Origin of the sequence: Haloferax sp. Atlit-10N (genome assembly GCF_003586325.1) — an archaeon.
Taxonomy (GTDB): Archaea; Halobacteriota; Halobacteria; order Halobacteriales; family Haloferacaceae; genus Haloferax; species Haloferax prahovense.
Map to the genome: position 1 here is coordinate 36720 of NZ_PSYX01000010.1, position 11758 is coordinate 48477.

7 protein-coding genes and 1 CRISPR repeat array are annotated in these 11758 nt (G+C 55.0%); of the genes, 1 reads left to right on the forward strand and 6 read right to left on the reverse strand.

Features of this window, described 5'->3' with window-relative positions:
* Positions 1-159: 159 nt before the first annotated feature.
* The gene (locus tag C5B91_RS19510) at positions 160-483 is read left to right on the forward strand and encodes a hypothetical protein (RefSeq protein WP_115820208.1); all 324 of its coding nucleotides are present in this window, start codon (positions 160-162) and stop codon (positions 481-483) included.
* 282 nt (positions 484-765) lie between these two features.
* Here C5B91_RS19510 and C5B91_RS19515 read toward each other — a convergent pair whose 3' ends face one another.
* The 6 genes from C5B91_RS19515 to cas4 all read right to left on the reverse strand — a co-directional run bounded on the left by C5B91_RS19515 (position 766) and on the right by cas4 (position 11243).
* Complete coding sequence (locus tag C5B91_RS19515) at positions 766-2043, reverse strand: orc1/cdc6 family replication initiation protein (protein WP_115820207.1); 1278 nt, start codon at positions 2041-2043, stop codon at positions 766-768.
* A 1234-nt stretch (positions 2044-3277) separates the two neighbouring features.
* Positions 3278-3718, reverse strand: coding sequence for a hypothetical protein (locus tag C5B91_RS19520; protein ID WP_199519554.1), 441 nt, complete (start codon positions 3716-3718; stop codon positions 3278-3280).
* Positions 3719-3732: 14 nt separating this feature from the next.
* Positions 3733-4644, reverse strand: a complete 912-nt coding sequence (locus C5B91_RS19525; RefSeq protein ID WP_008322121.1) for a ParA family protein — start codon at positions 4642-4644, stop codon at positions 3733-3735.
* Positions 4645-5531: 887 nt separating this feature from the next.
* Positions 5532-9325: a CRISPR direct-repeat array (repeat unit 30 nt; unit sequence GCTTCAACCCGTCTACGGTCCGGCTGGAAG).
* A gap of 104 nt (positions 9326-9429) precedes the next feature.
* Positions 9430-9690 (reverse strand): CRISPR-associated endonuclease Cas2, encoded by a 261-nt coding sequence (cas2, locus tag C5B91_RS19530; RefSeq protein ID WP_042661967.1) that lies wholly within the window; start codon positions 9688-9690, stop codon positions 9430-9432.
* On the reverse strand, positions 9690-10685 hold the full coding sequence (gene cas1b, locus C5B91_RS19535; RefSeq protein ID WP_115820205.1) for a type I-B CRISPR-associated endonuclease Cas1b: 996 nt from the start codon (positions 10683-10685) through the stop codon (positions 9690-9692). Before cas1b ends, cas2 begins: the two co-directional genes overlap by 1 nt.
* A gap of 6 nt (positions 10686-10691) precedes the next feature.
* On the reverse strand, positions 10692-11243 hold the full coding sequence (cas4, locus tag C5B91_RS19540; RefSeq protein ID WP_233514300.1) for a CRISPR-associated protein Cas4: 552 nt from the start codon (positions 11241-11243) through the stop codon (positions 10692-10694).
* Between the last annotated feature and the right edge of the window lie 515 nt (positions 11244-11758).

The following is an 11758-nucleotide window of genomic DNA, read 5'->3' on the forward strand; positions in this document are numbered from 1 at the left end:
GGTCGATTCCTCGCAGCATGTGTAACGTAGCGCGAAACTTGTTGATATACCAGTTTCGAGTAGCGTTACAACCAGAGGAAAACGGGAAGTCGGCATCAGCAGTTTAACCAACAAAATTTTTGATTAGCCCTTGTGTTGGTTAACACGAGGCAGCTGCCGATGTCCTACGAACCACCGACGCCGCCGACGAGCCTCTCCACAGAAGTCGTCGACGCCCTGAATAACTTATCGCCGAACAGTCTTCGAGACGTTGCCCGCTATGCCGAAGAACTGGCCGAGCACAAGGAGCGCGAGGCTCGTCTTGAGGAAGAGCCACCGAAGAGTGAACTCGAAGAACGGACGAACGACCTTCCAGACGATGTCCCCACGAAGGCGACAATCACCATCAAAGAAATCAACGACAACCGCTACTACTACTGGCAGTGGAGAGAGGGAGACAAAATCAAGTCTAAGTATAAAGGACCAGTCAATTCCGGTGAATAGGAAGGGCAACTTCCATGAGATCGAGGGCCACCACACCCCGTGTGCGAAGTGAATTTTCTCAAAACCCGTGGACCCCGTGTGAGAGATGAATCGAATGACAGGTTGAGAGGGGCGACACCCCGTGTGCAAGATGAATAATAGAAAACCTCAACTGCTCATTAAGCGCTCTCGCGCATGAATATCGCATATTTACACTTTGCACACGGGGTGTGGGTTACCAGACTAAACAAATCAGAACTTACACTCGTGACCGGGGGTGTGTAGTCGCGGGGAGAACGGAGACTACGCGAGATCTTCCAGCCGACTATCGCGGAGCACGGATTTCAGCACAATACCAGTGTCCTGAACCAGCCGATGCTCCAAGTAGCTCCCTTCTCCCCGTCCGCCGCCCGTCCGGGTCGATTCCACGACGCCGAGGAATGCCTGCTCCTTCAGCAGTTCATAGATGCGGTGTTCGCTCAGAACTTTCGCATCGACCGTCTCAGCAGTGTTCTGGTAGCGCTTGTAGATACGACTTGTCGAGAATCCGTCTTCGTTCGAGCTCTCCTCGGTCAACAGTGCAAGTGAGTAGAGAATAAATTTGACCTGGGTCGTCGATCCGCGAAGTAATTCCTCGAATCGGTCGACTTCTGCCCATTCTTGGGCATCACGAACGTGCTCAGCGATGACCTGGTCAGCGTTCTCTCGTTCAGCGAGTTCGCCCGCGTGTCGGAGAATCTCGATTGCCTTTCTGGCGTCGCCATGTTCCTGTGCGGCGAGTGCCGCAGTTAGCGGAATGACGTCATCAGAGAGCACGTCGTCGTGGAACGCGTCGCGGCGGTGCTTCATTATCCCACGGAGTTGATTCGCGTCGTAAGGTTGGAAGACGAACTCTTCTTCACGAAGACTTGACTTGACACGCTCGTTCAACTGGTCCCGATACTCGATTTTGTTACTCACCGCAATAACACCCAGGTGACAATCGGCTTTCCCAGATTCACGGGCTCGTGAGAGCTGCATCAGAATATCGTCGTCGTTGAGACGGTCGACCTCGTCGAGAATGATGATAACAGCATCGTAGGCGAGGTTCAGAATCTCCCAGAGGTAGTCGTAATATTCCCCACTACCAATCCCCGCGCGTGGGACATTGAAGTCAGTTTTTTCGGTCTTGTTGAGCTCCCGTGTCACTGTTCGGGCAACACGGGTCTGAGTATTGTGTTGTGCACAGTCGACGTAGACAGTCCCGACCGAAACCCCATTTGACTCTGCGGCTCGGCGGGCACGTTCAGTGACGTGGCGAGCAACCAACGACTTCCCCGTCCCTGTCTTGCCGTAGATCATGACGTTGTTCGGCGGGTCATCTTGAACGATAGGCCTGAGTTCAGCAGCGATGTCCTTGATTTCTTCATCACGGCCGACGATTCGAGCACTTTCCGGGACGTGTCCGACCTTCAGGAGTTCCTTGCGAGTGAAAATGTCGACCCGGTCGGGATCGTCTCCATCGATATTGAACAGCGGATCCTCAGCCGGGTCTTCGTACCGGTCGTTGAAATCAGAGAGTTGCGACGGGTCATCAGCCATCGATACAAGATACCGCGCAACCCGGATACTTAATAATTCGCCTACCTCGGCAAGAGTGTAAATCGTTCCACGACTGGGACCTACTGCCTAGTGCGTCCAATGTCAGTCGGGAAAAGAGAAGACGCTATCCAGAGTGTAAGACGTCTCTCCCATGTAAGCGGTTTGGTCGATGAGACACCCCTCACCAAGAGTGTATAGCGGACAGAAGCCAATGTTTGACCACCCCTCGTCCCGAGTGAATTCCCACTATTCTTCCGATGGTCTCGATAAAACACACCCCCCATCAAGAGTGTAACTCAAACAAGGTTGGGAGATCAAACATCGGGTGAAAACAAAAAGATGTCTGACGCACGGCAGACACCCCTCGTCCAGAGTGAAAACAGTCGCGGAGTTCGCTATCCGGTTGAACAGAAGTTCAAGGAGAAGCTTCCTGTTTTCCAGTCGTAGCGATCGATGTGAAACGCGGCTGTTGACCTGAATTACACACCAATTCCGAGGGTGTCGAGAGTTTGGGGTATCAAGAGAATTGTCATATAGAAGTCACGGTGGGGAAAACACCCACCCACCCCTCGTCCAGAGTGAAACAGAACAAGAAGAGTCGGGGATCTAGACGAGAATTGCACGACTGAATTGTCTGTAAACGACACGTACCACGGAAAGAGAGGCGGGAACACTCGAATATAGCTCCCGTCAAATCAACCAGTACTCCAATTCATCAGGAACCTTAGTATTATCTATAAGCTTTATATCTCATCAATCCGAACACCCCAGTAAGTGTATTCTACTCAATAATAGAGACGAATTAGTATTCGTCTGGACCTCGTGAAGAACTACTCATCTGTTTTCCTCGTATTCTGTTGTCTGTCTCTGTCTTAGCGACTCTATCCGTGGGTTCACCCGTCTTTCCTTCTCGTGAACCTCTGTTTCTTGTGGACAGTGGCCCTCCCTTCTACTCCATTTACACTCTGGACGAGGGGTGTGTGTTTGCACAAGTTTCTCTCCCGATCCAGGAATCCGAGTCAAACTACTCACGTCTTAACCAACAAGTTCTATCCGCTCGCGATTCTGTTGGTTAACAACTGAGTCAACCACAAAATGTCGCTTGGTCACCGTTAACGACTCGATCACGAAGTGGTGATTTGATTCAATCTACACAGGAGTTAGACGGGCCAACGAGTGCTGTAAATCGGTGCTAGACTCCCCTCGAATAATAGGCATTCAGTGAATCAGTGATTCATTGATCGACGTCTTGCTTTGCGAGTTCGCGAATCTTCTCTTTCGTTTCCTCTTGGTGTTCGCCAAACGCCACCTCGAAGATCCCACGATAGAAGTGTTTGTTCTTCTCCAGCGTGATACCCTCACGCTTCAGCTGCTTTTTCAGGCGAGTAAATGTAATCTCGATATCCTCGCTCTGCTCCGGTTCTACGTATATCGTGGCTGAGTCCCAGTCCTCACGGATATTCAGCGGCTCGTCGTCTGTCTCTCCCGTTTCACTTGCGGACGATTCGGTGGTACTCGCGGTCGAGCCCTGCTGCTGATTCGACTGGTTTCCCGTGACCTCCCCTGTATCTCGAGTTTCTGCTTCTGTTTCTGACGACGTCGCTGCAGCCTCCTCTTCGGCGCTAGCGCCCTCGTCGTCCCCTTCGTCTGATGGGTTCTCGAATCGCTCATCCATTCCTCGGGGCATACTTATGCCTCCACTTGGGCCTTGTCGAACGCCCGTTCCATCGTCTTTGCAACTTCTAGGAAGAGGTCACGCTCTACTTGCTGATCGTTCGGGTCTTCCCATTCGAAAATATCTCGTCCGTTGTCCCACGCGCGCTGAATCGCCACTCGCATCGGGAGCTTGAAAATCGGTGCCATCGACGCGAAAGACTCGTCGAAGGCGTTGAGGAATTTTTTCGACTGACCGTCGTCCCGGTACATGTTCGCCAGGAGTCCGACGATTGCAATCTCAATCTGCTGGTTGCTCTCGATGGACTCCAGTTGGTCCCACAGGTCGTCGAGTGCGTCTCGTGATGTTGCTTGAGTCTGTGCAGCCAGGAAGACGTTCTGCGCTGCGATGAACGCCGCGTCGGTCAGGACGGAGAGGTCTGGTGGGCAGTCGATTACGATGAAATCGTAGTTGTAGCCGTCGTCAACCATCGCTTCGAGGGCGAGCTTCAACGAGAGACGGGCATTCGCGTCGTCCATCCAATCTCGGGCAAGCCCCATGTCCTTGTGACTGGGAATCAGGTCGAAGTTCAGATGGTCGTACTCGTCGGCCTCGATCACGATCTCCGACAGACTAGTATCGTGCGTGCGCGGGTTGTCGACGAGGACGTCGAGAAGGTTCGCGTCATCGGTGACCAGTGTGTTGGGGAGTTCGTTCTTCGGACTCGAAGGGTCATTCTCGTCGCCCGGCCCCAGACCAAGTCCTTTCGTCATGTCGGCCTGTGGGTCCATATCGATCGCCAGAACATCGTGGCCGCGAGTAGCCAACGCCGCTGCGCTGTTGATTGTTGCAGTTGTCTTTCCAGTTCCGCCTTTCTGGTTCCCGAAGGCAATCGTGGGGATGCCAGTGGATGGTGTGACGCCCCATCCACGGGGTGTCTCGCTCATGGTTCGATCATTGAATCACTGACTCATAAATCCATTCCAGACATTCAGTTGTATCCGTCTTAACCTGATTCTGATGTAATCGGGCAGTAGATGGGCTGAAGTGCCCAAATTCGATTCAGCATAATTGAATCATTGATTCTTTGATTCACAGATTCATTGAATCACAATCTCTTGCTCTCACTGATTTCTTGATTCAGTAAATTCGTGCTCCTATTAGCGGGTCCTTGATTTCCCGATTCAGTGCTTCAAATATTCACTGATTCACTGATTCACTGATTCACTGATTCACTGATTCACTGATTCACTGATTCACTGATTCATGGACTCATGGATTCACGGGTTCGTTGATTCTTGTATTTGCGATTGTCAGTGACTCTCTGAATCATGTAATCCTGAACTCTTGGTTTCCAAAATTAACAACTTCATAGACTCTTTGATTCATTGATTCTTTGATTCAGGTACTACGAGCGAAGGCAACTGAGGAGGTATGAGAGACAGCGGTTGATGTTACGTTCTGTCTCCTGATTTCGTGTACTAGCCTCAGCTCCGAAAATTGAGTCAGAGTAGGATAGCGAGTTCGTCTGGATAACCTCGCTTAGGTGGAAAAGTGAGGGTGTGAGTTTTGACGAACAATCCGAGGCTATTCTACAGGCAAAGGGGGTATCTTTCAGGCCGGTGATCTTGCTTCGACTGTGGGTAATTCTCGGAAGCACCAGCAGTTGTTGGTGAATCATGGGTTGAATTAGAGGTGTCATAGAACTCTGCTCATACTGTGGTGATCGTACTTCCTGGTCTCCTCGTTTGTAGTTGGTAATAGCGACGACAAGGCGAAGGCCAAGTACGAAGCAAGATGGTTGGGCAAGACCACGGCGTTTGACAAGAACCCAGCTTCGACCCGTCTACGGTCCTGCTGGAAGCGGAAGTCAAGATGGAGCAGGGATGGGCTTCGACGCGATTTCAACCCGTCTACGGTCCGGCTGGAAGTGTCCGTCGTCGATGTGTGGTCGACGTCGATTTCGAGGCTTCAACCCGTCTACGGTCCGGCTGGAAGGACGTTCGTGTACATGGGCATTCGCAATCGGATGCTTCAACCCGTCTACGGTCCGGCTGGAAGTGATGATGGGGAAAGAAGATTCATCCCGGGAAATCCTGCTTCAACCCGTCTACGGTCCGGCTGGAAGTGTTCGTTCTTCGAAGACGGCCGCTGCCGAGTGTCGCTTCAACCCGTCTACGGTCCGGCTGGAAGCGGAGTCACGAATGTCCAATTTAACCAGCGACACCGGCTTCAACCCGTCTACGGTCCGGCTGGAAGCCCTTGCGGAGCGCGACGTACGGGAACGGAATCCCGCTTCAACCCGTCTACGGTCCGGCTGGAAGGCGAAATCACTAACCGAATCTGTCGAGTTCAGCTCGCTTCAACCCGTCTACGGTCCGGCTGGAAGAGTGAGACCGTTCACTCGAATGTCCCGCGTGACTGTGAGCTTCAACCCGTCTACGGTCCGGCTGGAAGAATCGCGCAGGAAGCTCCGAACTTGTTCCGACGCTTCAACCCGTCTACGGTCCGGCTGGAAGGGCTCACACTTGGTGGCTATCTTCTTCTTATCGGGGCTTCAACCCGTCTACGGTCCGGCTGGAAGGAGTTTATTCAGGAGATGCTGCGCCGCACCGACTAACGCTTCAACCCGTCTACGGTCCGGCTGGAAGTACGCTCAACGCCTATGCAGAGGCACAGCAAAAGCAGCTTCAACCCGTCTACGGTCCGGCTGGAAGTTTTGGCGTCGGACATGATTAGTTAGGGTTCGTCAGCGCTTCAACCCGTCTACGGTCCGGCTGGAAGAAGGGGACCAACTTCGAGATACAGCGCCCGGCGATTGCTTCAACCCGTCTACGGTCCGGCTGGAAGCGTCTTTGGGTTAGCTCTACTCGTGCTACTCGCGGTGCTTCAACCCGTCTACGGTCCGGCTGGAAGTCTGGGACGGCCGCCGATGCAACACTCACCGCTGGCTTCAACCCGTCTACGGTCCGGCTGGAAGAGTTCTTGGAGCATCTGAATCAGCTCCTCGTCGGTGCTTCAACCCGTCTACGGTCCGGCTGGAAGAAGCGTATCAGTTGAAGTCGACCCATGCGCTCCCGTCGCTTCAACCCGTCTACGGTCCGGCTGGAAGGCCGTTGGCTTCGACGGTGAATTTCCGAGGTAGTTCGCTTCAACCCGTCTACGGTCCGGCTGGAAGAACACGGTAAACGTTGTCAGATAATAGTCCTTGTCCTGCTTCAACCCGTCTACGGTCCGGCTGGAAGAACGACGGCAAGTGGGTCGCCGGCGACCTCTACGAGCTTCAACCCGTCTACGGTCCGGCTGGAAGACCGGGTCGCTCGACGTGAGCGCACCAGACGCCTTGCTTCAACCCGTCTACGGTCCGGCTGGAAGGCATGGTCGTCCGGACGCCGCGGACGACCATCGACTTCATGGACGCTTCAACCCGTCTACGGTCCGGCTGGAAGTCCGGGCGGGACGTTCGTCGAACTCGGATTCAACATGCTTCAACCCGTCTACGGTCCGGCTGGAAGCGGTCATCTGCCGTGGGAGTTGTGTTCCCATGCCCGCTTCAACCCGTCTACGGTCCGGCTGGAAGGTTGACTTCGGCGCGCAGGGGTCGCTCGGGACGGACGCTTCAACCCGTCTACGGTCCGGATGGAAGATGCCGCCGTAAGTATCATGGCCGCACCTCCACGAGCGCTTCAACCCGTCTACGGTCCGGCTGGAAGCACGTCATCGCCCCCGTCTCAACTGTTAGGAGCATCTCGCTTCAACCCGTCTACGGTCCGGCTGGAAGACAACCTGTCCGTCGATCTGGTCGTCATCAGCCCAGCTTCAACCCGTCTACGGTCCGGCTGGAAGTGGGTCAGTCTGCATCGAGTCGTGATGGCAGTGACCGCTTCAACCCGTCTACGGTCCGGCTGGAAGTTGCTGCCGTTGGCCCTTGATAAACCGCATTTCGCTGCTTCAACCCGTCTACGGTCCGGCTGGAAGCCAGGCTACGGCAGGCAACATGAGATGACAACCTGCTTCAACCCGTCTACGGTCCGGCTGGAAGTTCGTCGTCGATCCGTTCGATTTCGTCGGTGAGGTCGCTTCAACCCGTCTACGGTCCGGCTGGAAGGAAACTCCCCATAGTGGGGTTAGCCGCCGTCCTGTGCTTCAACCCGTCTACGGTCCGGCTGGAAGAAGAATACCGTGACCTTCAAGAGACTGACAACCGCTTCAACCCGTCTACGGTCCGGCTGGAAGATAGAATGAATCCACTTAGCAGTCGTTACGTAGCATCGCTTCAACCCGTCTACGGTCCGGCTGGAAGCGCGTCCCGTTTTTATCGGTGGGGGATCAGTCGATGAGCTTCAACCCGTCTACGGTCCGGCTGGAAGTACGCTCAACGCCTATGCAGAGGCACAGCAAAAGCAGCTTCAACCCGTCTACGGTCCGGCTGGAAGACAGCGGGGCGTTTGGTAGGTCTGTAGCGGCGCGTGCTTCAACCCGTCTACGGTCCGGCTGGAAGGAGACAACAAGTCACCGTTTGGGTGCGCGGAGAACACAGCTTCAACCCGTCTACGGTCCGGCTGGAAGGCTTTGTTTGCCCCTGTGCGAACGCCCGTCGGAACAGGCTTCAACCCGTCTACGGTCCGGCTGGAAGAACGCTCGGTTGACCTGAAAGGCGACAACAGCGATCTGCTTCAACCCGTCTACGGTCCGGCTGGAAGAACAAGCATGTTGTCGAACTCCTGCACCGAGAGGTCGCTTCAACCCGTCTACGGTCCGGCTGGAAGAAGTTCCCGGTGTCGTCGAGACCGCCGCCCTCGGGGATGCTTCAACCCGTCTACGGTCCGGCTGGAAGCCCAACCCTCAATGTCTTTTCACACCCCAAGAGAGGCTTCAACCCGTCTACGGTCCGGCTGGAAGGGAAGGTTTCGCACTGCTCTTTCTGGAGCCACCAGCCGCCCAGCTTCAACCCGTCTACGGTCCGGCTGGAAGGTGACCGACCAGCAGCGTGGTGTCTCCGGCACCCTGCTTCAACCCGTCTACGGTCCGGCTGGAAGTCTCGGACTCTCGGAAGTGGGCGTGGCTGACCGAGGAGCTTCAACCCGTCTACGGTCCGGCTGGAAGCTCTTGGAGGACGCGGCGGACGTCGTCAACCGTGCAGCTTCAACCCGTCTACGGTCCGGCTGGAAGCCGGAGACGAAGTCGTGTTCTTCCGTGCCATAGTGGCTTCAACCCGTCTACGGTCCGGCTGGAAGGCGGTGCTCGCCGATGGCGCTCGCGACCGAGTGGCAGCTTCAACCCGTCTACGGTCCGGCTGGAAGGCGGCGTTCGAAGCGCCCGGTCACGCGTCCGTGACGGCTTCAACCCGTCTACGGTCCGGCTGGAAGATTAGCGACTGCAACGGCACGGTTGTGAGCCCCTGGCTTCAACCCGTCTACGGTCCGGCTGGAAGATCGGAATCCCCGACATCGAGTTATCCCACGAGTCGCTTCAACCCGTCTACGGTCCGGCTGGAAGAATGGCTGCGCCAGAAATCACGTGCATCACCGGCAGCTTCAACCCGTCTACGGTCCGGCTGGAAGGGTCCTACACCTACGAGGACAGCCGCTACAACTGGCTTCAACCCGTCTACGGTCCGGCTGGAAGTATGCCCGATCTATGGGCGTGAGCGGCTCTTCTTTGGGGATTCACTCAAGTGTTTCTGTCGACCCCCAATTCTGGGTCAACCCCCGGGGGGTCGACAGAAGTGGTTAGGTGAAGCGGCTTCCGGGGTCTTCGGTGTCGCCGTACGTGGTGAGATCGACGGCCCCGACGCGTTCGGCTTCGAAAACGATGATCGAATCGTCGGGTTCGAGGAGATCTTCGATGTCGTTTTTGATCTCGACGAGAAGCCCGGGCGTGATGTCACCGTAGAAGACCGAGTATTGAACGTGTTCGAGGCGGCGGCGGAGCATTTTCTTGTAGCGCTCAGTCCGTCCCGCGGGAACGTCGTAGACGATGAGGACGAACATTACCACCAGCGCTCCGTTGCGTGGTATGGTTCTCCGGTGAGGATGTGTTTTTTGAGGCTATAGACGTCCGTCTGGACGAGTGTCTTGTAGCTCACGTTCCGGTTGAGGCGCGGGTGATTGACGGTTCGGTCAAGCGTGCGTTCGTATTCTTCGAGAACGGTTTGTCGGCCGTGCTCCGTGAGGAGGCAGCCATCGAGTTTGTCTTCGAAATCGTCGAAGGAGAGCTGTTGTCGGTTGACGAGTCGGAACATCACGCGGTCGGCCAGGATGGGTTTAAAAATATCCGCGATGTCGAGGGAGAGCGTGTATCGGCGTTCGCCCGGTTCGTGCATATAGCCGACGCTCGGATCGAGTGCGGTTTTCCGAATCGCAGAAACGCAGGTCGTGTACGTCATCGCGTTGAGGAAGGAGAGCAACGCGTTCGCTTCGTTGGACGGAGGGTTGTATTCTCGTTTCGTGAGGTCGAAGGGATCACGGAGGATCTCGTCGAAGCCGCGATAGTAGCGTTTACGCGCGGTGGCTTCGACCCCCCGGAGTTCTTCGATGTCCGCAGTCGTTTCCGCGCGTTCTTTGAGTGCTTGGAGCTCTTCGAGTAGGTCCGTGAATTCGTGGTCTCGCTGGTTGTAGTAGCGGATGTTGACGCGCATGTTGTGAATGCTCGCAGCGATAATTCGCTGTGCGATCTGTAGGCGACGCTCCGTGTCATCGTATGCGCGAACTTGCTCGACAACGGTGTTCCCGGAGACGTGGGTACGTTTCGGGAGATACGAACCACGATAGTAATCCTTCCAGCCGAAGACGTGGACTGGAATGCCGTGCTCGTTGAGGAGACCGAGCGCGCGTGTGTTGAACGTGATTTGCCCGTGTAAGTAGAGCGCATCGATGCTCTCGACCTGGAGGTGTCTCGTTCGTCCGTCGAGTGTGTCGATTCGGAGCGTGCTTTCGTTACGTCGGAGGTCGCCGTCGGCGAAGACGTGGTGATTAGGTTTGACCATGAGTGTTCACATCCAGCAGATGTCCTGGTACAGACACGAGTCGCAGACTGGTTTTTTCTCGAGTTCGGGCGGCTCGTCCGCTTCGACGACTTCGATGATCCCGCGCAGCACGGCTTCGATACGTTCTCGATTCTCGTCGTCGAGTTTGACACGCTCACGCTTTCGCTCTTGGGGGTAGGCGAGAACACCGTCTTTCTCGATATCGAGAACTGTTTCGAGGTACCAGAGGTAGTAGAGGAGTTGGAGTTTCGGTGGTTCTTCGAGTTTCGACGAGACTTTCACCTCCATGATGTCGCCGGAATCGTCGAGTACGTCGATCGCGATTCGGCCATTCACTTGGAAGGATTGGCGCTTATCCCGATAGCTAGTTTCGTCTACGCGTGTTCCCCGGCGAATGTTTACTGACTCGCGGTCAATATCGATACCCCGGGACATGAACCAAAGCTCGCGCTTACAGACTTCGAAGTACTGGACCATGAGACCAGTAATTCTGATCGGTGGGTCTCGCCAGGGGTCGCGTTCGGCGTCAACGATATCCGAGAGACTCGTCACAGCCATAACCTAGTTGACACGACACACGACTTAATATCTACTATGAAATATTACTTACGGGGACTTGGTACTGCACGGAGGCTAGACATTTATGTGTCATCCAGGACAACATAGAGATATGCGACAACAGGACGACGTATGGAGTCAAATCAGCGAGCGTGATAGACAACTGCCTCTTCTGACACTACAAGAGGCAACCGCTCTACAAAGTCATTGCTCCCCCCGGAGGTGCTTGAAGAATCTCCTCCAATTGGAACGGAAGCACCTCATCAGTTTTCACTGGACTAACCAGAGTGGAAGTAAGATCATTGTTATTCAGCCAATCAAAAGCGATCGAGGGGATTCAGAGGTGTCAATATGAATAGCGAAATTGATAGGTGGCATTGGTACATACAGTTGAACGTCTCGTGGACCCGCTATTCCAGTAGGTCCACCGATGGCCAATTCGACCATCGGATAGATGGGTTGAAGCGGGGACCTTGGTACTGCGAGACCCGACGCTTCCAGCAGGCCCACCGTTC

Bases quoted from the DNA above. Each gene is read 5' to 3' on its own strand.
- C5B91_RS19510 (WP_115820208.1), top strand. From the start codon at position 160: ATGTCCTACGAACCACCGACGCCGCCGACGAGCCTCTCCACAGAAGTC.
- C5B91_RS19515 (WP_115820207.1), bottom strand. From the start codon at position 2,043: ATGGCTGATGACCCGTCGCAACTCTCTGATTTCAACGACCGGTACGAA.
- C5B91_RS19520 (WP_199519554.1), bottom strand. From the start codon at position 3,718: ATGGATGAGCGATTCGAGAACCCATCAGACGAAGGGGACGACGAGGGC.
- C5B91_RS19525 (WP_008322121.1), bottom strand. From the start codon at position 4,644: ATGAGCGAGACACCCCGTGGATGGGGCGTCACACCATCCACTGGCATC.
- cas2 (WP_042661967.1), bottom strand. From the start codon at position 9,690: ATGTTCGTCCTCATCGTCTACGACGTTCCCGCGGGACGGACTGAGCGC.
- cas1b (WP_115820205.1), bottom strand. From the start codon at position 10,685: ATGGTCAAACCTAATCACCACGTCTTCGCCGACGGCGACCTCCGACGT.
- cas4 (WP_233514300.1), bottom strand. From the start codon at position 11,243: ATGGCTGTGACGAGTCTCTCGGATATCGTTGACGCCGAACGCGACCCC.